This window comes from Streptomyces sp. NPDC088400, assembly GCF_044753355.1.
GTDB lineage: Bacteria > Actinomycetota > Actinomycetes > Streptomycetales > Streptomycetaceae > Streptomyces.
Genome location: NZ_JBIVMZ010000003.1, coordinates 150,752 through 172,355, shown reverse-complemented (window position 1 = coordinate 172,355; position 21,604 = coordinate 150,752). Strand labels below are relative to the sequence as shown.

Sequence of the window (21,604 nt, the reverse complement as noted above, 5' to 3'; positions counted from 1 at the left end):
TCCCCGTGTTTCCGCCGTCGGCCGTTCAGGGGGGCGTGGCGATGACGTCGTCTTCCGGTCACCCCCTGCTGCGAGCCTCCACGGATGTTCGCCCTGACCACCGACGTGGACCCGAACCGATGCCGGACGCTGGGGCTCGTGGGGTCCGCCGCGCTCACCGCCGGTGGGCTGACCGCGGGCGCGCTGCCGGTACGGGAAGCCTTCCTGCCCTCGTCGGGCCGGGCCGCGGTCGGCCTGCTCGGCGTGTACTTCGGCCTGGTCCTGCTCATCGCTGCCTGGTGGTGGCTGGGCCGCGCGGTACGGGGCCCGCGCCCGCCGGCACCGCGCGAGCTGCTGGTGACCCTCGGACTGTGGGCGGCGCCGCTGGTGCTCGGACCGCCGCTGTTCAGCCGGGACGTGTACAGCTATCTCGCGCAGGGAGCCATGGTCGACGCGCACATCGACGTGTACGCCCACGGGCCCGCGCATCTGGGCGGGCCGCTCGCGACCGAGGTCGCACCCGTATGGCGGCACACTCCGGCCCCGTACGGCCCGGTGTTCCTCGCCGTCGCGGAGAAGGCCGCGGGCCTCGCCCGTACCGACCTGACCGCCGCGCTGCTCGGCATGCGGCTCGTCGCGCTGCTCGGCGTCGGGCTGATGATCGCCTTTCTGCCGCTGCTCGCCGACCGCTGCGGTGTCGACCGGTCCGCCGCGCTCTGGCTCGGCGCGCTCAACCCGCTCGTCCTGCTGCACCTTGTCGCGGGGGCCCACAACGACGCCCTGATGATCGGGCTGCTCGGCGCCGGGCTCGTCGTGGCGCTGGGGCGTGACGCGAAAGCGGCGCCGGACGCCGCGGGCCGGGCGGGGCTTTCGCGATACCTCCCAGGCGGGTGGTCCGCCGCCGCTGCGGTCCTCGTCACACTCGCCGCGCTGGTGAAGGCGCCCGCCGCACTGGGCCTGACGGCGGTGGCCGCGCTCTGGTCGGCCCGGCTCGCAGGACGCGCTCCTACGCTCAGAGCCGCCGTACTGACCTGCGCGGTCGCCCTGGCCACCACGGCCCTGGTGACCGCAGTGACCGGCACCGGCTACGGCTGGCTCAGCACGCTCTCCACTCCCGTATCGCCCGACAACTGGTCGCTCACCAGCGCGCTCGGCCGGCTCACCGGCGCGCTGCTGGACACCCTGGGCGGCGGGCTCGGTGAGTCGGCCGTACCGGCGTGGCGGTGGTTCGGCCTGCTGGCCACCGGCGTGGCCGTGGTCGTGCTCTGGCTGCGCAGGGTGCGTCTCGGCCCGGTCTACGCACTGGCGCTGAGCCTGCTCACGGTCTTCGCGCTGGGTCCGGCGTTCCGTCCCTGGTACGCGCTGTGGGGGCTGTTCCTGATCGCCGCCGCGGCGCCCGACGGACGCGTACGGCGCTGGGCCGCGGTGGGCAGCGGGGTCCTCGCGCTGGGCCTGCTGCCCAGCGGATCGCCGCCGGACGGAGCGCAGTTGACGCTCGCGGTGGGCGGCGGCCTGCTCGCACTGCTCGCCCTGTGGTGGATGGTCCAGCTGTCGGGCACGGGCGCCCTGTCCTCGTCCTCCCGGGCCCTCTCGTACTCCCGCGACGCCTCCCGTACCCGGGCCGCGTCGTGAAGTGGCCCCGCCGGGCCGTGGCGACTACGGGCGGCCGGGCGGCCGTGGCCGTGTATCTGGTCGTGACCACCGCCGTCTTCCTCGCCACCGTCCCCCTGCACCGGGACTTCTTCGATGTCGGCGTCTACTACGGCGCGGTCGACGAATGGATTCATCAGGGCGGCCGGATCTACGACTACGTCAAGCCCGGCACCCACTACGGCTTCACCTACCCGCCGTTCGCCGCGGTGTCCATGGCGCCGATGGCGCTGGTCTCCTGGCCCGTGGCCGTCGGGATCAGCATCGCGCTGAGCGTCGTGGCGTCGGCCCTGCTGCTGCGCTGGCTGGCGGGGCCCGTCATCCGGCGCGCGGCCCGGCGCCCCTGGTTCGCCTTCACCGTGGCGGCCTGCCTGTTCGCCCTGTTCGAACCCGTCCGCGACACCTTCAGCTTCGGACAGGTGAACCTGCTGCTCGTCGCGCTCGTCTTCGCCGACGCGCGGCTGCTGGCCACCGGGCGCGGCCGGTACGCGGGCATCGGCATCGGACTGGCGACCGCGATCAAGCTCACGCCGGCGCTCTTCATCGGCTATCTGCTGATCACCGGCCGCCGACGGCAGGCGGCACTGGCGTCGGCCACGGCCGGTGCCGCCACCCTGATCGCCGCGCTGATCGACCCCGACGCCTCCCGGGCCTTCTGGACCGACGCCCTGTGGAACACGGACCGCGTCGGCTCGCTCAGCTATGTCTCCAACCAGTCGCTTCAGGGAGTCCTCGCACGGATCCAGCCGGACCATCCGAGCCGCGCGGTGTGGCTGGTGTGTGTCATCGCCGTCCTCGCGGTCTGGGCGTACCGCTCGCGTGTGGCCGTACGGCAGGGCGACGACCGGGCCGGGTTCGCGCTGACCGGTCTCACCGCCTGCCTCATCAGCCCTGTGACCTGGGTCCATCACCTGGTCTGGCTGATCCCGGCCCTGATCGTCCTGGTGGACACGGCTCAGCGCCGCCTCGACGAGGGACACCGGGACCGCCGCGTGCTGCCGGTCGTGTGCGTCGGGCTGTACGTCGTCCTGTGCAGCAGCGTCGTCTGGCTGTGGCGCTGGGACTCGACGGGCCTGGACGCCTTCCTCGGCGCGAACGCCTATGTCTGGATCACCCTCGGGCTGCTCCTCGTACGGCCGGGACCGCACGGTCCACGGCCGCCCGGGGCCGCGGCGCCCGTCGTCACGGACGCGGCGGGCGCCACTCGATGAGCAGGAGCGTGGCGTCGTCGCGCAGTTGGTTGTTCTGGCGGTCGAGGATCGAGTGGATGAGCCGGCGCAGCACCTCCGGGCCCAGCTCGCCGGCCGCCGATCCCCGGATGATGGAGCTGGTGAAGCCGTCGAGACCGAACTCCTCGCCGCCCTCGACCCGCGCCTCCGTCACCCCGTCCGTGTAGAACAGCACGCGGTCGCCCGGTTCGAGCCTGACCTCATGGGCCTCGCGAACAGCCCCGGCGAACTGGACGGGCAGCCCCATCGGCGGCTGCGGCGACCGCTCCAGGGCCTTGTCCAGTACCCGGTCGTCGCGGATGAGCAGGGGCGGCGGATGGCCGCAGTTGCACCATTGGAAGACCCCGTCCGTCAGATTCAGCCGGCTGACGACGCCGGTGCAGTACTGGTCGGGGAGCCATTGGCCCAGCGCCTCGTCGATGGTGCGGATGAGCTGGGGAAGTTCGGCACCCGCCCTGCGGGCATTGCGGCAGCCGGCCATCGCCACGGCGGTGGTCAGTCCCGAGGCGAGGTTGTGGCCCATGGCGTCGAAGATCGCCGCATGCAGGGTGGATTCGGTCAGGGAGTGATCGAACGCGTCGCCGCCGATGTGGTAAGCCGGTTCCAGCACCGCTGTGGACACGGCGTAGCGGTTGCCGATGGTCCGCGGGGGCAGCAGGGAGCGGAGCATCTCCGCGGGCAGGTCCATGGATTCGGTACGGGCATGGCGCGCGAAGCTGTCGCTGTACGCCCGCTTCGAGGCGATGGCCATCGCGAGCACGGAGGCGATCATGTGGCAGCGCCGGAGCCGTACGGGGTCGAGCGAACTCATCCGTACCCCGAGGATGCCGAGCCGCTCCGCCCCGTCGACCAGCGGCAGCCAGGCGGTGAGTTCCTCCTCCCCGGATTCCTCGATGCGCAGGTCGAGGGTGCGATAGGCCCAGCCGGCCGTGGAGAAGTCCACATCGATGGTGGGCAGACCGTGGGTCAGGGGAACCAGATGCCGCTGTTGGAGGTCTACGAGATAGATGACGATTTCTTCAAGACCGACCGCGGTCGCGCACCGGTTCACGAGGATCGGCAGTTCCATGGGGGCCGCCGCGTGGACCTCGGTGAGCAACTCTCCGAGCAACTGTTCGTTGAGGCCGACGTCAAGATCGAGTGCGGATTCCGGTGCGGATTCCGGTGCGGAGGCCGGCGTGGGGTCTGCTGCGGGGTCTGGTGCGGGAGATTCACTCGCCACCGGGCGTCACCTCCTCATTGGCAGTCTCACACCGCCGCCGCTGTTCCGCCCGGCCGGACAAGGGGCGTAAGGGGTCGGGCGCGGTCTGGGGATGTCGCCGCAATTCCGGGTACATGTACGTGGTGTGTGCATGTGACACAGATGGGCAGGTGGACCGCATGTTCGATCATCACCAGATCAACGGGACGTCATCCCCCGGCACGGGCGGGACACGGTCGGCGAAGGCCGGCCGGGCACGGCGGGTGGGTGCCATGGCGGCGGCCGTGGCACTCCTGGCCGTCGGTACGGCCGCGTGCGGAAGCGACAACGGCTCCGGCGGCTCAGGTACGTCGAGTTCCGGCTCCGACAGCTCTTCCGTGAGCTCCTCCTCCGGGACCAGCACCTCCTCGGGGACCGGCTCGTCCTCCGGTACCGGCTCGTCCTCCGCGGCCGGCGGGGACGGGACGTCGGACGCGTCGGGCGGACAGCCGTCGGACACGCCCGCGGCACGGTCGGCCTCCTCGGCGGCACAGGGCGGCGACGCGAAATCGGCCGCCGCGGCGTCGCGGTGTACGGCGGACCACTTGGGCCTGAGCCTGAGCCCGCCGGACGCGGGTGCGGGCAACATCCGCTACAACCTGACGCTCACCAACAAGGGGACGAGCGCGTGCACGTTGCAGGGCTTCCCGGGGGTCTCGCTCCTCGCGGGCGACGGCACGACCATAGGGAAACCGGCCGACCGCGAGGGTGAGGCGCTCGGAGCCGTGAGGCTCGCTCCCGGTGGCACGGCTGATGCCACGCTGCACACCCTGAACAAGGGCATCAAGGGCACATCCTGCTGGGAGAAGCCGAGCCTCCTCAAGGTGTACGCCCCCGGCTCCAAGGACGCGATGACGCTGAGCACGTCGTCGCCCACGGTCTGCGGGGACACCTTCAGGGTGACGGCGGTCCGGGCCGACTGAGGCCGGTGGCGTCACCAGGCCGTGGTGGCGGGACGGGCGGTCGTCAGGACTGGCCGAAGAGCTGTGTCCAGTACGTGCCGGCCGGGCCGCCGCCCGCGAAGCCGATGCCCAGGTGGGTGAAGCCGGGTTTGAGGATGTTGGCGCGGTGGCCGGGGCTGTCCATCCAGCCCTGGACCACCTCGCGCGCGGTGCGCTGACCGCAGGCGATGTTCTCGCCGATGCCCCGGTGCGTGGCACCGGCGGCGGCCGCCCGGTCCCAGGGCGCGGTCCCTTCGGGCGAGGTGTGGGAGTAGAAGGCGCGTGCGGCCATGTCGGCGCTGTAGGCCTGAGCGGCCGCCGCCAGGTGCGGGTCGTCGGCCAGCGGCCGCAGTCCGCCGGCGGTCCGTTCCGTGTTGGTGAGGGCGACGACCTCGGAGGCGGTCCGCATCAGCCCGTCGGCGGTGAACGGGCGGGCCCACAGCGCCGTCCAGTACGTGTCGCCGGAGTGGTCGTCGACGGCACGGCCGATTCCCGCGTCGGTCAGGCCGGGTTCGTACAGCGGGCTCCCCGCCGCATCACCGTCCAGGCAGTAGTCCACGAACTCGCCCGGTGTGCGGGGGCCGGAGACCAGATGCTGGTCGATACGGAGGTAGCGGTAACCACCCGCGGTGATCCGCTGGAAGACGGAGATCCCGTCGGGGCCCTCCGCGCCGAGCCGCCGCTGACGCGCCATGACCGACGCGTGGGCCTGAGCCGCGGCCGAGAGACGTCGGTCCACGGCCAGGGGCGGCAGACCGGCCCTGAGCCGAACGGCCCGGACGAGAGCGGCGACATCGGAGTCCGTACCGCCCGCGACCCCGCTTACCGGGGCGGTCGGTGAGGGCGTGAGGGCTGGTCCGGGGGCTTCCTCCGCGACCTCCACGCCGAAGTCGCGGGCGATTCCGGCCAGCCCGTCGGCGTACCCCTGACCGAGCGCGCGCAGCTTCCAGGCGGTGCCGCGCCGGTAGATCTCGGCGAGCAGCAGCACCGTCTCGTGCGTAGGGCGCGAGGGTGCGAACCGGGCGAGGACACCCCGGCCGTCGTCCCCGGTGACGGTCAGTGCCGGGACGGGCAGCCGGCCCAGGGGAGTGCCGGACTCGGAGGGACTGACGACCACGGTGACACGGCTCGCGCCCGGCCGCAGCCGCCGCGGGTCCACGCTGACGCCACCGGAGCTCAACCGGGCGCCAGGGGCCGACGGCTGGTTGTAGAAGACGAAATCACCGTCCCCGGCGACCTTTCCGCTCTCGTCCGTGATGAGGACGGAGAGATCGAAGGGTCCGGGCACCTGAATTGTCAGCGCCGTGTCCGGCAGGGAAACATTCCCTCCGGGAACCAACTCGCTCATCGCCACCGTCCGTCCGGTCCGGAACAACGCGCCGACCTCGCGTCGGCGCTGTCCGGGAAACGTAGGGGGAGGTCGGAACGGTTCCGCGGGGAACAATCGGCCCGGCGGTCGTGTTTCCTCACCGGAAAAGGAACGTCCCGTTCGATCAGGAGCTGATCATGAGCGTTATCCAGCGGCCCGCCGACGCGTCCGGAAGCTTTCTCCTCGGCGGGGATCTGCCCGTCACCCGGCTCGGCTACGGCACGATGCAGCTGACAGGCCCCGGAGTCTGGGGAGACCCCAAGGATCCGGCGGAAGCCGTACGGGTCCTGCGCCGCGCCGTTGAACTGGGCATCAACTTCATCGACACCGCCGACGCGTACGGCCCCTTCACGGCCGATCTGCTGCTGAAGGAGGCGCTCCACCCGTACCCCGACGACCTGGTGATCGCCACCAAGGTCGGTTTGACCCGCACCGGTCCGAGCGAGTGGATACCGGTCGGGCGCCCGGAATATCTGCGTCAGCAGGTCGAGTTGAACCTGCGCCACCTGGGTCTGGAGCGCATCGACCTGCTTCAGCTGCACCGTATCGACGCGAAGGTGCCGCTCGCCGAGCAGCTCGGTGAGCTGGTGGCCCTCCAGAGCGAGGGCAAGATCCGGCACATCGGACTGAGTGAGGTCTCGGTCGCCCAACTGGTGGAGGCTGCGGGGATCGCCCGGATCGTCTCCGTGCAGAATCGTTTCAACCTCGCGGACCGTGAGGCCGAGGACGTGCTGGAGTACGCGGAGGCGAACAACCTGGCGTTCATCCCCTGGTTCCCGCTGGCAACCGGCGCCCTCACCGGTGACGACAGCCCGCTGACGAAGATCGCGGCCGACCGGGGTGTGGCCCCCTCGCAGCTGGCGCTGGCCTGGCTGCTGCGACGCTCGCCTGCCATCCTCCCGATCCCCGGCACCTCGTCCGTGGCGCACCTGGAGGAGAACACCGTGGGCGCGACCCTCGAACTGACCGACGAGGAGTACGAGGAGCTCTCGCACGCGGCCGGCTGACCTGCGTCACGGCTGACCTGCCGCGCCGGCCGACCAGCATGGGTCGGCCGACGCGGCGCGCCTCTCAGGCCGGTATCTCCCGGTCCCGCCAACTCGGGCTCAGACGCAGGTGTTTGATGGTGCGCCGGTGATGGGTGTAGGCGATGTGCAGTGTCCCGTCGCCGGACCGGGCGATGGACGGGTAGGACAGTTCGCGGTTCAGGCCGTCGCGCGAGTTGTTGGTGAGGCAGTAGCCGTCGCCCGTCTCCAGGTCGTGGCGTACCGGCCAGGTCCTGCCTCCGTCCGAGGACACCGAGAGACTGAGCGGGGCGCGCGGAGCGCCCCAGAAAGCGGCGTCGGACGGCGGCGCGGTGCCGGCCTGCCCGCCGGTCAGGCCCTCGTCGTCGATCTCGTCGTACAGCGACACCCGGCGCTCGGTGGCGTCGGCCGCGCTGCTCGGGTTGTGGACCAGGGCGAGACGTCCGTCCTCCAGCGGGATGTACTGGAGGGAGGAGTTGTTGTTGGGGACGGACAGCGGCTCCGGCGGTGTCCAGGTCTCCCCGCCGTCGTCCGACGTGGAGCTGTGAACGGCGTCCGCCCGGCGGCTGCGGAACAGCGCGAGCAGTGAACCGTCCGGCCGCGCCCGGACGTTCATGTGCACCAGACCGTTGGAGGACGGCACCGGCCGCTCGTCCCAGGTCGCCCCCGCGTCGTCGCTGATCATTACCGAGCTGGTGTCGTCGCCGCCCGACCACGACCGGCCGGGCACGCCGACACAGCGGAACACGGGCAGCAGCCGGCGCCCCGACGGCAGTACGGTGACCGGCTGGCGGACGAAGACGCCGCCCTCCGCCGTCGCGGGGAACAGGGTCCGGGACGGGCCCCACGTCGCGCCGTTGTCGTGACTGACGCGCAGTCGTACCTCGGCCGTGTCCTGGTGACCGGCCCGCTGGGCGGTGTGCAGCAGCCACAACTCGCCCCCGGGAGCGGGGAACAGCACGGGGTTCTGCTCGGAGCACGCGGGGTCGTCGGACAGCCGGACCGGCACGGACCAGGTGTCGGTGTCCGGGGCGAGCCGGGAGAACCACACGGAGATGTCCGCGACGCCCTCCTGCGTCCCCCCGAACCAGACACAGCCGACGTCCCCGCCGGGCAGCACCGCCAGGTTCGCGGCATGGTTCTGCGCGGCGGGCGCGGCCAGCTGGGCCTCCGCGCGGCCCGGTTGCCCCGGGTGGGGACGCAGCACGCCGTCGGCGCCGGAGGGCGGCCCGGTCACCGGGCGTCCTGGACGGGCCGGGCGTCGGAGAGGTGACGGCCGGCGATCTGCTCCAGGTGGGTGAGGTCGCTGGCGACGGTGGCGAAGGTGAAGCCTTCGGCGAGACGCTTGGCGGCGCTCGCGCCGTCCGCGTTGTGGATGCCCGCGGCGATGCCCGCGGCGGCCGCCGCCTCCCGGACGGTGACGAGCGCCGCCTCGAAGCGGTCGGCGACCGCCGGGTCGGTCGAGGTGGCGCCGCCGATGGCGATACGGAGGTCGGAGGGGCCGATGTACACGCCGTCCAGGCCCTCGGTGGCGCAGATCTCGGCCACGTTGGCGAGACCGTCGGCCGTCTCGATCATGGCGAGGACGACGGTCTGCTCGTGCGCGTCGGCGGGGTTGGGGCCGATCCGCAGACCCGAGCGCATGGGGCCGTAGGAGCGGCGGCCCAGCGGCGGGTAGCGGACGGCGGCCACCGCGTCGGCGGCGTCCTGGGCGGTGTCGATGAGCGGGACGATGACACCGGCCGCGCCCGCGTCGAGCGCGCGGCCGATGGGCGCCGGGTCGTTGGCCTCGGTACGGACGAGACCGACGGCGGTGCTGCCCTTGGTGTCGATCGCGGTGAGGGAGGCGAGCAGACCCGAGTACTCGATCAGGCCGTGCTGGGCGTCCAGCGCGACATAGTCGTAGCCGAGGCGCGCGATGCGCTCGGTGGAGACCGGGGAATCGAGGACGGACCAGTAGCCGACGAGCTGTTCACGGGCGCGCAGTGCGGTGGCGAAAGCGGCGGGCGTACCGGACGAGTCGCGGGTCATGAGGATCCCTTCGGGGTGGGGCGGGTTGATCGGCGAGGAGTGTGCGGTCAGCGGTTGTAGGCGGGCATCGGGCCGCGCAGCCGGGCGCCGACCTTGTCGCAGGCCGCCGTCACATCGGCGGGCAGCGAACCGGCTCGGGCCGCGGCGATGTTCGCCCGCAGATGTTCGGTACGGGAGCCGCCGAGCAGCAGCGCGTCGGTCGAGGGCCGGTCCAGCAGCCAGCGCAGCGCGAGTTCCGTGAGGGGGACGCCCGCTTCCCCGGCGATCCGGGTGAGCTCTCCGACGGCGTCGAACAGCCGCTCGTCCCAGTAGCGCTCCCGGTACATCACGGCGAGCTTGGAATCACCGAACCGGCCCGAATCCGGGGTCTCTTCGAAGCGGTGGCGCCCGGTGAGGAGGCCGCCGCCGAGCGGGTTGTAGACCATGGTGCGCAGTCCGGTGACGGCCGCGTACTCGACGTACTCCTCTTCGAGACGGCGCGCGAGAAGGTTGTGCAGCTGCTGCGCGACGACGGGACGGGGCGCCCCCACCTCGCCTGCGGCGCGGACGAGTTCGGCGATCTGCCAGGCCGCGTGGTTCGAGACGCCGAGGGCGAGGATCTTGCCCTCGGCGACGAACTCCGCGACGGCGGACAGGGTTTCCGCGACCGGTGTGGCCCGGTCCGGCTGGTGCAGATAGAAGAGATCGACATGGTCGGTGCCGAGCCGCTTCAGACTGCCCTCCAGCGCGGCCCGCATCCCGGCTGCCGACAGCGGTGCGTGCTCGCCCTGGTCGGGGTGCGGGATCCCCGCCTTGGTCGCCAGGACGATCCGGTCGCGGCGGCCGGGCAGCAGCTCGGCGAGGATGCGCTCGCTCTCGCCGCCCGCGTAGCCGTTCGCCGTGTCGACGCCGGTGACACCCGCGTCCAGCGCCGTGTCCAGCATGGCGGCGGCGCCCGCGCGGTCGACGGTGTCGCCGAAGGTCATGGTGCCGAGGACGAGACCCGACAGCGGGACGGGAATGTGCGGCAGGTCGATGCCGGTGATCACGAGCGGTTGCCTTCCGATGCGGTTGCGGTTGCGTTTTCGAGTGGGGTTGCGTTTTCGAGTGCGGCTGTGGCTTCGGGCGCGGCCGTGGTTCCGGTGACAGGTGACGTCGCGTCGGACGTACCGGTTCCGCTCGCGGTGGGCGGTGTGGCGGTGAGCAGGTGCCGGGGCTTGACGCCCCGGACGGCGGTGGGATCGAGGGCGGCGCGGCGCAGCGCCCGGGTGTAGGACTCGGCAGGCGACGCCAGTACGGAGGCGGTCGGCCCGCTCTCCACGACGCGGCCCGCGTGCATCACCACCACATCGGTGCTGATCTCCCTGACCACCCCGAGGTTGTGGGCGATGACGAGGTAGGCGATGCCGGTCTCCGCCTGGAGTTCCCGCAGCAGATCGAGGACCTGTGCCTGGACGGAGACATCGAGCGCGGAGGTCGCCTCGTCGCACACCAGCAGGTCCGGCCGTGAGGCGAGCGCGCGGGCGATACCGATGCGCTGGCGCTGACCGCCGGAGAACTCGGGCGGGCGGCGGTGCAGCGCCGTGGACGGCAGCCCGACCCGGTCGATCAGCTCGGCCGCCCGCCGGGCCCGCTCCGCCTTGTCGCCCACGCCCGAGATGCGCAGCGGCTCGGCCACGATCTGCTCGGCGGTCAGATGCGGGTCGAGGGAACCGTACGGATCCTGGAAGACCATCTGTACGCGCCGCCGCATCGGGCGCAGGCGGCGCTCGGGCAGCGCGGCGATATCCGTACCGTCGAGGACGATCCGGCCCGAGGTGGGCTTCAGGAGCCGTACGAGGGCACGGGCGAGGGTCGACTTGCCACAGCCCGACTCGCCGACGACGCCGAGCGAGCCGCCGCGCGGCACCTTCAGGCTCACCCGGTCGACAGCGCGGAACGGCCCCTGCGCGGTGGGGTATTCGACCACGAGGTCCTCGACGCTGAGGAACGGTTCACCCGTGGCGACGCCGGGAGACGGCTCAGCCGTGGCGAGGCCGTCTCGGCCCCGGGAACCGTTCACGGGACTTTCCCCCGCTGTGCCGGCCGTCGCGCCGTTCATGTGGCGGCTCCCCGCACAGCGGTCCCGGACACGGCGTCCTCGTCCCAGGGGCCGAGCCGCGGCACGGCCGCGAGCAGGCCGCGGGTGTACGGCTCGGACGGCCGGTCCACGATCTGCTCGGCGGATCCCGACTCCACGAACCGGCCCTCCCTCATCACATGGATACGGTCGGAGACGACCCGGGCCACTCCCAGATCATGGGTGATCATCAGCATCCCGATGCCCTCCTTTTCCTGTAGCTCCATCAGCAGATCGAGGACGCTCGCCTGCACGGTGGCGTCCAGGGCGGAGGTCGGCTCGTCCGCGATCAGCAGCCGCGGCCGCGCGGCGAGCGCCACGGCGATCAGCATGCGCTGGAGCATGCCGCCGGAGAACTGGTGCGGATACGCCTTCCAGCGGGTCTCCGGTTGGGGGATACGGACCTGGGCGAGGAGGTCGATCCCCTTGTCCCGGACATCCTTCCGGGACAGGCCGGGGTGCCGCAGCCGCAACGCGTCGCCCAGCTGACGGCCGATCGTGTGGACCGGGCTGAGAGCCGTCATCGGGTCCTGCGGGATCAGCGACACGGTCCGTCCGCGCACCTGGCGGGCGGCGGCCGGGTCGGCGATCAGGTCGCGGCCCGCGATCCGTACCGTGCCGGACAGCACCGCGAGGCCTTCGGGCAGCAGCCGCAGCACGCCCATGGCGGTGGTGGACTTGCCGGACCCGGACTCGCCGATGAGGGTGACGGTCTCGCCCTCGCCCACGGTGAAGGTCACACCGTCGACGGCGCGGACCACACCGCGTGCGGTGACGAGTTCGATCTGGAGGTTCTCGACGTCCAGGAGCGGGACGGTCGGGCGGTCCGAGGTCCCGGCATCCTTCGTCCTGGTGTCCGTGGTCCTGGTCTCCGTGACGGCGCCGTCCGGTGCCGTGGTCCCGGTCGCAGCGCTGTCGGCGGTGTCGGCGGTGCCGGTGGTGGCCATGGCTCAGGCTCCCTTCTTGAAGCGTGCCGCGCGTGTGCCACGCGGTACGCGCGCTCCGCGCGGTGCCCTGACCGTGCGCGTACGGTCGCGCAGCCCGTCGCCGACCAGGTTGACGCCGACCACGAGCAGGGCGATGACCAGGCCCGGCAGGGTGACCAGCCACCACGAGGTGGTGAGGTAGTCCTGGCCGTCGGAGATGATCCGGCCCCACGTCGCGAACGGCCGCTGCGGTCCCGCGCCGAGGAAGCTGAGCGCGCTCTCCAGCAGGACGGCCTGCGCGAGGAGCAGCAGGACGACGAGGCTCGCCGGGCGGATGACATTGGGGATGACATGGCGGCCGAGGACCGACCAGCCGCGCAGCCCGAGGACGCGCGCGGCGGCGACGTACGGTTTCTCGCGTTCCACGAGGACGAGGGAGCGGGTGAGCCGCGCGACCTCCGGCCACTGGGCGACGGCGATCACACAGGTGATGACGGTGACGGACGGCCCGAACAGGGCGACCACGAGCAGCAGCATCATCAGCAGGGGCAGTGCGAGCTGCGCCTCCAGCAGCCGGGAGACGACCGCGTCGACCCAGCCGCCGAAGAACCCGGCCGCCGAGCCCGCCGCGATACCGATCAGACCGGAGACGAGGACCGCGAGGACGCCGACGGTCAGGGACACCTGGCCGCCGTGCAGGACGCGTGAGAGCAGATCGCGGCCGAGCTGGTCGGTGCCGAACAGGTGCCCGTCGCTCAGCGGCGGCAGCCGTCGCCGCGACAGGTCCTGGGCGTCGGCGCCGGGCAGGGGCAGCAGCCCGGCCAGCGCGACGGGCAGGACGACGAGCGCCGTACAGACCGATCCCGCCCAGAGCTTGAAGCGCGCGCCGCGCCGCTGCCTGGTGGCGGTGGCATGGGCGAGGTCGCGGGCGGTGACGGCACTCGGCCGGGCGCCGGAGGAGGAGGCGCCGGAGACGGCGGTACGCGGAGCGGTGTCGGTGGTCATGTCTCAGGCCGCCTTTCCGAGGCGCACCCGCGGATCGAGCAGCGGGTAGGCGAGGTCGACGAGGAGTTGGACGAGGATCGCGAGCGTCGCGGTGACCAGCACGGTGGCCTGGATGAGCGGGTAGTCGCGGGTCTCCAGGGCGCGGACGACGAGCGAGCCGACGCCGGGCCAGCCGAAGACGACCTCGACCACGACGACCCCGTTGAGCAGGGCGGCGAAGCGCGTACCGATGGCGGTGAGCAGCGGCACTCCCGAGTTGGCGAGGGCGTAACGCCAGGTGAGGGCACGCTCGGACAAGCCGCGGGAGCGGGCGACGGTGATGTACGGGGAGCTGAGCGCGGTGGTCATCTCGCGGCGTACGAGCCGGGAGACGAGCGCCAGTTGCAGGACGGCGACGGTGACCGTCGGCAGGACGAGACCGCTCCAGGAGGTGAATCCGGAGGCCGGCAGCACCGGCAGCAGCACGGCGAAGACGGTCAGGAGCATCACACCGGTCCAGAAGTCCGGCATGGACTGCCCGGTGATGGTGAGTACGTTGGCGCCCAGTTCACGCTTCGAGTCGGCGCGGCGCGCCATCCACACACCGAGCGGCACGGCGACCACGGCGGTGACGGTGATCGCGGAGACGGCGAGTGTGATCGTGTACGGCATCCGGTCCAGGACCACATCGAGGGCCGGGGAGTGGAAGGAGTAGCTGGTGCCGAGATCGCCGGTGAACAGATCGCGCAGGAAGATGCCGTACTGCGTGAACAGCGGCTGGTCGAGGCCGAACCGGCCGCGGATACGGGCGAGATCGGCGGTCGTCGCGGTGGGACCCGCGTACGCGGAGGCGGGGTCGCCGGGGGCGAGACGCACCAGCAGGAAGACGGTGGTCAGCGTCAGGAAGACGGTGAGCAGGCTCTGGCCGATCCGGCGGGCGAGATACTTCGGCACGTCTCAGCCCTCCAGCCGTACGGCGGACAGATCGTAGGAGTTCAGGGGCAGCAGGGCCAGGCCCCGGACCCGGTTCCGGCGGGCGAGCAGCGTCTTGGGGGCGAAGGCCCAGAGGCTGGGCCAGGTGTCCCAGATGGCTTTCTGCACCACGGACAGCTGTTTATCGCGCTCGGTGTGGTCCACCTCGGTGGCGGCGGCCGAGAGCGGCTTCTCGATGCGCGGCACGACGTACCCCATGAAGGCGTCGCGCGTGCGTTCCTTCGCCGCGGTGCCTCCGTACATGCCCTGGAGCGTGGTGAGGGCCTGGCCGGTGGGGCTGCCGTAGCCGTTGCCGATCACGTCCCAGTCGCCCGCCTTGCCCTGGCGCCAGGCGAGGATGTCACCGCCGGGCTCGAACTGCCGGAGCGAGGCGCGTACGCCGATGTCCTTGAACATGTCCAGGACGGCCTCCATCACGGAGGTGTCGGCGGCGAACTCCCCGCTCTCCCAGATGACTTTGATACGGATGTCCTCGGCGCCCAGGGACTTCAGCAGCCCCCGCGCCCGGCCGGGGTCGAAGGTGTACGAGCCGGTCCGCACCGCACCTTCGAGGGCGAGTGGCACCACACCTTCGGCTGCCTCCGCCGAGCCGTTCAGCACGTCGTCGATCAGGGCCTTCCCGTCGATCGCGTACGTCAGCGCCCGCCGGACCCGGGGGTCGGCGAGTGGATGGCCGTCCGGCTTGCGGAAGTTGTAGAAGAGCTGGCACATCCGCACGCCCGCGGCCTCCTCGACCGTGACGCCGGGGAGTCCGGTGAGCTGGTCCGCCGAGTCGGGGGTCAGGGTGTCGACCACGTCGAGTTCGCCGCTGCGCAGCGCGACGACCCGGCTGGACTCCTCGGGGACGAACCGGACGCGCACGTTCTCGGTCCGGGGGCGCGTGCCCCAGTACTTCGGGTTGCGGGCGAGGGTGTACTCGCCGGCGCCGGCGTTCGCCCTGAGGACGCGGTACGGGCCGGAGCCGAGACCGCCGCGCAGTTCCTCGGGCTTGTTGGCGGCGGCCGGGGTGATGTGGATGTTGGCCATCAGCCGGTCGAGCACCGGCAGGGGCTTGTCGGTGTGCAGCAGGAAGGTGCGGGACCCGGTCTTCTCGACGGTGGGCAGTTCGGGGAAGAGGCCGAGCAGGAAGGAACCGTTGACCTTGCCGTACATTCTCAGGGCCGTGGCGACGTCCTCGACGGTGACCGGGCTGCCGTCCGAGTAGCACACGCCCTCGCGCAGCCGCACCGTCCAGGCGGTGGGCCCCGCCATCTCGAACCGGTCGGCCAGGATCAGCTGCGGCTTCATGCCGGGACCGATACGGGTGAGCGCCTGCCGTACCGCGCGCTGCACGGTGACCGCCGCGTCGAACTGGTTGAGCTTGTTGTCGAGGCTCACCAGGGAACGGTTCAGGCCGAGAGTGAGCGTGCCGGGACCGGGCGCCCCGGTGGGGCCCGCGCAGGCGGCCAGAGGGGCGAGAGCCATGCCCGCGCCACCGGCGGCGCCCCAGTGCAGCAGTGTGCGGCGGCTGAGCGGCTCACGCGGGGGAGCGCCGGAGCCGGTCTCCGGCATGCGGCGACCACGGAGGTCGGGGGGGCCGGACCTGGCGCTCTGAGGAGTAAGGGTCATCGTCGACCTTCTCGGGTTCTGGGAGGCGACCGGCTCAGGCTGTGGGTGTCCGGACCGGCATGGGGGTTCCGGCCGGCGCTGGTCCGGCATGTCCGGCACCAACAGGTGTCGCGCCGCAAAAGGTGGCACGATTGCGTGTTTCGCGCAAGAGGTCTCGCGCATTTCGCGCAACCTGTGTCATCATCGGGCACCGAAGCAGCCCGCCCCGGGCCGCCCGGAGGAGGTATCCGTGTTCCTCAAGCCCCGCAGCGGGCGCGAACCGTGCCCCGTACTCGCCCTCGCGGACGATCTGTCCGGAGCGGCCGAGACGGCGGCGGCGCTGTGCCTCCCGGGTCGGATCGTCCTGGGCCCGGCGACGGGCGGGACCGCCGTCGCGCCACCCGTCGCGGGTGAGGCACTGGTTCTCGACCTCGACACCCGGCAACTGGACGCCCGCGAAGCCGCCCGTATCGTCCGCGAGACCGTACGGGACATGGCCCGTGCGACCGTGCGCGCCGGGAACGACACCGTACTGATCAAGAAGACGGATTCGCTGCTGCGAGGCAATCTCGCCGCCGAGGCCGCTGCCTACGCGGAGGGCGCCGGGGGACTCGTGATCGCCCCCGCCCTGCCGGTGGCCGGACGGACCGTGTGTGACGGCGTCGTCCGCCTGCACGGTACCCCGCTCCACGAGACGGACGCCTGGCGCGCGGAGACCGGGAGCGCGCCGCGTTCGGTGGCGGAGGCGCTCGGTGACCTGCGGACCGAGGTCGTACCCCTCGCGGTGGTGCGCTCACCCGGGCGGGAACTGGCGGGCCGGCTCCGGGACCTCGCCGAAGCGGGACTGCATTCCGTGTGCGACGCGGAAACGGACGCCGACCTCGACGCGATCGCCGCCGCCGCGCTCCAACTGGGGCCTGGCGTACGGCTCCTGGGCACGGGCGGGCTCGCCTGCGCGCTCGGTCGTCTGCTCGGCGGCCGAAGCGGTGCATCGACTCCCGCAGCTGACACACCGTCAACGGGTGTCGCCCGTACGGCGGACAGACCACTCCTCGTCGTCGTGGGCACCGCGGAACCCACCGCTGCTGCGCAGATCGCGCAACTGACCGCCGCCGGAGCCCGGCACACCGTCCTGCCGGCCGATCTCCTCGCCCGGTCCGGCGCGCCGGACCCGGCCGAGTCGGACGCGCCGCTGCCTCTCCCGGGCGGCCACGGCGTGACCGTCGTCAGCATCGACAACACCCGTGGCATACAGCTCGGTTCGGCCCGCCGGATGGTGACCGGCCTCGGCCGGGCCGTCGCCGCGCTGCCGTACCCCACCGACCTCGTCCTCACCGGAGGCGAGACCGCACGGCGCGTTCTGGACGCGCTCGGCATCACCCGGCTCCGCCCCGTCGGACAGATCCACCACGGAGCCGTGCACTGCCACACGCCCGACGGCCGCACGGTCGTCACCCGCCCCGGCAGCTACGGCGACACCGGATCCCTGCTGCGGATCGCCCGCGCCCTGCGGCCGGACCAGCTCTCCGTACCGGACCAGCACTCCGTACCGGACCAGCACTCCGTCCCGGTCGAACCCTCCGTCCCGGTCGAACCCTCCGTACCGGCCGAATCCGCCGTACCGGGCGTGGAGTTCGACGCGCCCGTCCCTCCACCGCCCGTGTCACACGTACCGCAAGGAGAAGTCCTGTGAACGCAGCCCCGACGACCGCCCCCGTGGAGCAGACCGACACGGTTGGCCGGCCGCTCCCGCTCATCGCGGTCACCATGGGCGACGGCGCCGGCATCGGCCCCGAGGTGATCGTCCCGGCGCTGCTCCACGCCGACACCGTGCGCCGTTGCCGCCCCGTCGTCATCGGCGACGCGGAGCGCCTCCGCCGGGCGGCCGCCATTCTCGGTGTCAGCTGCGAGATCGTGCCGGTCGAGAGTCCGGCCGAGGCCGAGTTCAGCCCCGGCCGCATCAATGTCGTCGACCTCGGGCTGCTCCCCGCCGACCTGCCCTGGGGTCAGCTGTCCGCCGTCGCGGGCGACGCGGCGTACCAGTACGTACGGGTCGCCGCCGAACTCGCCGTGAGCGGTGAGGTGCAGGGCATCTGCACCGCGCCGCTCAACAAGGAGGCGCTGCACGCGGGCGGCCACCCCTTCCCCGGACACACCGAACTCCTCGCCCACCTCACGGGGGTCGAGGAGGTGTCGATGATGCTGTCCACGCCCAAGGTGAAGGTCATTCACGTCACCACGCACATCGGTCTGATCGACGCGGTCAACCGCATCGAACCCGGACTCGTCGAGCGGACCGTGCGCCGTGGCCACGAAGCCATGGTGCGGGCCGGTGTCGAGAAGCCGGTGATCGGGGTGTGCGGCATCAATCCGCACGCGGGCGAGAACGGACTGTTCGGCTACGGCGAGGAGGAGGAGAAGATCGTCCCGGCCGTGGAGATCCTGCGGGCCGACGGCATCGACGCCGTCGGGCCGCTGCCCGCCGACACCGCGTTCTTCCTCGCCTCGCGCGGCGACTACGACCTGATCGTGGCCATGTACCACGACCAGGGCCACGGCCCCGTCAAGGTCATGGGCATCGAGGCGGGCGTCAACCTCACCGTCGGCCTGCCGGTGATCCGTACCTCCGTCGACCACGGGACCGCGTTCGACATCGCGGGAACGGGCCGTGCCGAGGCCGGTAGCATGGTGGAGGCACTGCGCCAGGCCGCCGAGATGTCCACCACTCCGGCCCGTTGACCACCGGTTCCGTCCGCACCTGAGGACAGAAGACTGAGGACAGAAGACTGATGTCTGCGATCGGATCGAAGGCCCGGCGCGACCGAATCGTCCACCTCGCCACGACCACCGGGCTCGCCAGCGTCGAGGAGCTCTCCCAGCTGTTCGGGGTCACGGCGTCCACCATCCGCCGTGACCTGGCGAAGCTGACCAGCAACGGGCAACTCGCCCGTACCTACGGCGGGGCCATGGCGCTGGCGGCCCATCCGGAGGCGTCGCTGCGGCAGCGTACGGGCGAGGCATTCGAGGCCAAACAGGCCATCGCGCGGTGGGCGGCGGCGGAAGTACGCCCGGGGGAGTCGCTGCTGCTGGACGCGGGTTCGACGGTCGGGGCCCTCGCCCACGAACTGCGTACGGCGAAGGATGTCACCGTGGCGACCACGGGCCTGACGGCCCTTCAGGAACTGGCGGACGTCGAGACGGTCCATGTCGAATGTCTCGGCGGTACGCTGCGCCCGCTCAGCCAGGGCTTTGTGGGACCGCTGACCGAAGCGGCCCTGGAACGGCTGACGTTCGACCGGCTCTTCCTGGGCACGGACGGCGTCTCGCCCGAACACGGCATCTGCGAGGCCGATCTGCGCCAGACCCGCCTCAAGGAACTCATGGCGCGCCGTGCCGACCGGGTGTACGTCCTGGCGCACGCGGCGAAGCTGGGACGGCGTCCCTTCCACACCTGGACCCCGCTCAGGCCTGACTGGACGCTGGTGACCGACGACGGGGCCGACCGACAGATCGTCGAGGAGCTGCGCTCGCGCGGCATCACGGTCGTCCGGACGACACCGGAGCGGCATACGGGCGCCTGACGGACGGGCGCCTGACGGACGGACGGCTGTCGGGCAGCCGGCGAGTGGCCTGTAGCGGCTGTCGGGGAGGCCCGGTGGAGCGCATCGGCTCCACCGGGCCTCCCCGTGTGCCGTCCGCGTGTGTGCCCGTAAGCGCCCGGTGCCGGTACGAGCGGGTGTTTCCGGCGATCCCGCGGTCGGCCAGGATGGCCGTATGTCTGACGCAACGAACGCTCAGTCAGCGCCGCTGCCGTCGCCGCTTTCGCTGCCGCGCGGGATCGCGGACGCATACGTCGACGCGCTGGTCGTCCTCGACCCGGTCACCGGGACGATGCTCGGCGACCGGGGCAGCCACGGCACACTGCCCGACTTCTCCCCGGACGGCGGCGATCAGATCGCGGCCCTGGCCAAGGACACCCTGCGGCGTCTCGCCGAAACGCGCCAACTGCCCGGCAGCAGCGCCGGTATCGCCACCAGTGGCGGGAGCGGTGGCGACTCGGCTGTCGAACGGAACTGCGCCCGGCTGCTGCGTGAACGGCTCACCGCCGAACTGGCCATGCACGAGACGGGTGAGACCCTCCGTTCGCTCTCCGCCATCTTCTCTCCCGTGCACCGCGTACGGACCGCGCTCCTCCTCACCCCGACCCACGACGCGGAGGACTGGCGGGCAGTGGTGTCACGGCTGCGGGCCGTCCCGGCCTCCCTGGAGAGCTACCGGGCCTCGCTCGCCGAAGGCCTGCGGCGGGGGCTGCCCGGCGGGCCGAGCCAAGTCGCCACCATGATCGAGCAGTTGGACGAGTGGATCGGTGTGCGGGGCGGCTGGTTCGCCCGGTTCACCGCCGCCGGACCCGCGTCGCTGCGCACGGAGCTGGACAGCGCGGCCCGGCAGGCCGCCGGTGGCGCGGCCCGGCTGCGGGACTGGCTGCGGGAGGTGTACGGCCCCGCCATCGCAGGCGCCCCGGACGTGGTGGGGCGGGAGCGATACGCCGTCTCCGCACGCTACTTCACGGGGCTCGACCTGGATCTGGACGAGGCGTACGAGTACGGCTGGTCCGAATTCCACCGTGTGCTGGGCGAGATGAAGACCGAGGCGGCGAAGATCCTGCCGGGTGCGGCGACCCCGTGGGCGGCGCTGAGACATCTCGACACCCACGGCCACGCCGTGGAGGGGGAGGAGGCGGTACGTGCCTGGCTCCAGGAGCTGATGGACGAGACCATCGGCCAACTGGACGGCACCCACTTCGACATCGCCGAGCCGCTCCGGCGCGTCGAGTCCCGTATCGCCCCCGCCGGCAGCGGTGCCGCCCCGTACTACACCGCACCGTCGCAGGACTTCAGCCGACCGGGCCGCACCTGGCTGCCGACCTTGGGCAGGACCCGCTTCCCGACGTACGAGCTGGTCGCGACCTGGTACCACGAGGGCGTCCCCGGCCACCATCTGCAACTGGCGCGGTGGGCGCACCTGTCCGGCCGGCTGTCCCGTTACCAGACGGGCGTCGGCTCGGTGAGCGCCAATACCGAGGGGTGGGCGCTGTACGCGGAGCGGCTCATGGACGAACTGGGCTTCCTCGCCCGCCCCGAACACCGGCTGGGTTACCTCGATCTTCAGATGATGCGTGCGGTGCGGGTCGTCATCGACCTCGGGATGCATCTGGAGCTGGACATCCCCGCGCACTCCCCGTTCCACCCGGGCGGCCGGTGGACGCCCGGGCCGGCAGGAGAGTTCCTCGCGTCACACAGCGGCCGCCCGGACGCCTTCGTACGGAACGAGCTGATCCGCTATCAGGGGGCGCCGGGGCAGGCCATAGGCTACAAGCTGGGCGAACGGGCATGGCTGCGCGGCCGGGAGGCGGCCCGGACGGCGCGTGGCCGCGATTTCGATCTGAAGCGGTGGCACATGGCCGCACTGTCGCAGGGCTCGTTGGGTCTTGCCGATCTGGAGGCCGAACTGGCGGCTCTGTGAGACGGGACGGGTGACGCGACATCAGTACC

The 21,604-nt window shown here is 71.9% G+C and carries 18 protein-coding genes; 8 read left to right on the top strand and 10 right to left on the bottom strand.

All coding sequences use genetic code 11. From position 1 onward, the window contains the following. The first annotated feature begins 84 nt into the window (after window positions 1-84). Complete coding sequence (gene mptB, locus ACIQD6_RS08845) at window positions 85-1,611, top strand: polyprenol phosphomannose-dependent alpha 1,6 mannosyltransferase MptB (RefSeq protein ID WP_401879964.1); 1,527 nt, start codon at window positions 85-87, stop codon at window positions 1,609-1,611. A gap of 17 nt (window positions 1,612-1,628) precedes the next feature. Then, window positions 1,629-2,840, top strand: coding sequence for a glycosyltransferase 87 family protein (locus tag ACIQD6_RS08840; RefSeq protein ID WP_401879963.1), 1,212 nt, complete (start codon window positions 1,629-1,631; stop codon window positions 2,838-2,840). Here ACIQD6_RS08840 and ACIQD6_RS08835 read toward each other — a convergent pair. Continuing rightward, on the bottom strand, window positions 2,812-3,969 hold the full coding sequence (locus tag ACIQD6_RS08835; protein WP_401880754.1) for a PP2C family protein-serine/threonine phosphatase: 1,158 nt from the start codon (window positions 3,967-3,969) through the stop codon (window positions 2,812-2,814). The genes ACIQD6_RS08840 and ACIQD6_RS08835 overlap by 29 nt on opposite strands. Before the next feature lie 269 nt (window positions 3,970-4,238). On the opposite strand from ACIQD6_RS08835, the gene ACIQD6_RS08830 reads away from it, so the two are divergent. Further along, the gene (locus tag ACIQD6_RS08830; RefSeq protein WP_401879961.1) at window positions 4,239-5,021 is read left to right on the top strand and encodes a DUF4232 domain-containing protein; all 783 of its coding nucleotides are present in this window, start codon (window positions 4,239-4,241) and stop codon (window positions 5,019-5,021) included. Between the two features lie 43 nt (window positions 5,022-5,064). Here ACIQD6_RS08830 and ACIQD6_RS08825 read toward each other — a convergent pair whose 3' ends face one another. Next, window positions 5,065-6,387 (bottom strand): CAP domain-containing protein, encoded by a 1,323-nt coding sequence (locus tag ACIQD6_RS08825; RefSeq protein WP_401879959.1) that lies wholly within the window; start codon window positions 6,385-6,387, stop codon window positions 5,065-5,067. Between the two features lie 158 nt (window positions 6,388-6,545). Here ACIQD6_RS08825 and ACIQD6_RS08820 point away from each other — a divergent pair, with 158 nt between their 5' ends. Further along, entirely contained in the window at window positions 6,546-7,415 is an 870-nt protein-coding gene (locus tag ACIQD6_RS08820; protein WP_401879957.1) for an aldo/keto reductase, read from the top strand. Window positions 7,416-7,479: 64 nt separating this feature from the next. On the opposite strand, the gene ACIQD6_RS08815 is transcribed toward ACIQD6_RS08820, so the two are convergent. Genes ACIQD6_RS08815 through ACIQD6_RS08780 form a run of 8 tightly spaced genes read right to left on the bottom strand, consistent with a single transcriptional unit; the run spans window position 7,480 to window position 16,016 of the window. Then, window positions 7,480-8,670 (bottom strand): exo-alpha-sialidase, encoded by a 1,191-nt coding sequence (locus ACIQD6_RS08815; RefSeq protein WP_401879955.1) that lies wholly within the window; start codon window positions 8,668-8,670, stop codon window positions 7,480-7,482. After that, window positions 8,667-9,464 (bottom strand): HpcH/HpaI aldolase/citrate lyase family protein, encoded by a 798-nt coding sequence (locus ACIQD6_RS08810; RefSeq protein WP_401879953.1) that lies wholly within the window; start codon window positions 9,462-9,464, stop codon window positions 8,667-8,669. Before ACIQD6_RS08810 ends, ACIQD6_RS08815 begins: the two co-directional genes overlap by 4 nt. Window positions 9,465-9,511: 47 nt before the next feature. Further along, entirely contained in the window at window positions 9,512-10,492 is a 981-nt protein-coding gene (locus tag ACIQD6_RS08805; protein WP_401879951.1) for an aldo/keto reductase, read from the bottom strand. Next, window positions 10,489-11,505 carry an ATP-binding cassette domain-containing protein gene (locus ACIQD6_RS08800; protein ID WP_401879949.1) on the bottom strand — a complete coding sequence of 339 codons (1,017 nt, stop codon included), beginning with the start codon at window positions 11,503-11,505 and terminating at the stop codon, window positions 10,489-10,491. The genes ACIQD6_RS08805 and ACIQD6_RS08800 overlap by 4 nt, the downstream gene beginning before the upstream one ends. Before the next feature lie 35 nt (window positions 11,506-11,540). Next, window positions 11,541-12,509, bottom strand: a complete 969-nt coding sequence (locus tag ACIQD6_RS08795) for an ABC transporter ATP-binding protein (RefSeq protein WP_401879947.1) — start codon at window positions 12,507-12,509, stop codon at window positions 11,541-11,543. 3 nt (window positions 12,510-12,512) lie between these two features. Beyond that, window positions 12,513-13,493 carry an ABC transporter permease gene (locus tag ACIQD6_RS08790; protein WP_401879945.1) on the bottom strand — a complete coding sequence of 327 codons (981 nt, stop codon included), beginning with the start codon at window positions 13,491-13,493 and terminating at the stop codon, window positions 12,513-12,515. 3 nt (window positions 13,494-13,496) lie between these two features. Further along, complete coding sequence (locus ACIQD6_RS08785; protein WP_401879943.1) at window positions 13,497-14,426, bottom strand: ABC transporter permease; 930 nt, start codon at window positions 14,424-14,426, stop codon at window positions 13,497-13,499. A gap of 3 nt (window positions 14,427-14,429) precedes the next feature. Then, window positions 14,430-16,016 carry an ABC transporter substrate-binding protein gene (locus ACIQD6_RS08780; protein WP_401879941.1) on the bottom strand — a complete coding sequence of 529 codons (1,587 nt, stop codon included), beginning with the start codon at window positions 16,014-16,016 and terminating at the stop codon, window positions 14,430-14,432. A 286-nt stretch (window positions 16,017-16,302) separates the two neighbouring features. On the opposite strand from ACIQD6_RS08780, the gene ACIQD6_RS08775 reads away from it, so the two are divergent. From ACIQD6_RS08775 to ACIQD6_RS08760, 4 genes are all read left to right on the top strand, one after another. After that, entirely contained in the window at window positions 16,303-17,745 is a 1,443-nt protein-coding gene (locus ACIQD6_RS08775; RefSeq protein ID WP_401879939.1) for a four-carbon acid sugar kinase family protein, read from the top strand. Next, the gene (gene pdxA, locus ACIQD6_RS08770) at window positions 17,742-18,791 is read left to right on the top strand and encodes a 4-hydroxythreonine-4-phosphate dehydrogenase PdxA (protein WP_401879937.1); all 1,050 of its coding nucleotides are present in this window, start codon (window positions 17,742-17,744) and stop codon (window positions 18,789-18,791) included. Before ACIQD6_RS08775 ends, pdxA begins: the two co-directional genes overlap by 4 nt. A gap of 50 nt (window positions 18,792-18,841) precedes the next feature. Further along, window positions 18,842-19,633 carry a DeoR/GlpR family DNA-binding transcription regulator gene (locus ACIQD6_RS08765; RefSeq protein ID WP_401879935.1) on the top strand — a complete coding sequence of 264 codons (792 nt, stop codon included), beginning with the start codon at window positions 18,842-18,844 and terminating at the stop codon, window positions 19,631-19,633. Between the two features lie 193 nt (window positions 19,634-19,826). After that, window positions 19,827-21,575 (top strand): DUF885 domain-containing protein, encoded by a 1,749-nt coding sequence (locus ACIQD6_RS08760; RefSeq protein WP_401879933.1) that lies wholly within the window; start codon window positions 19,827-19,829, stop codon window positions 21,573-21,575. Window positions 21,576-21,604 lie beyond the last annotated feature (29 nt).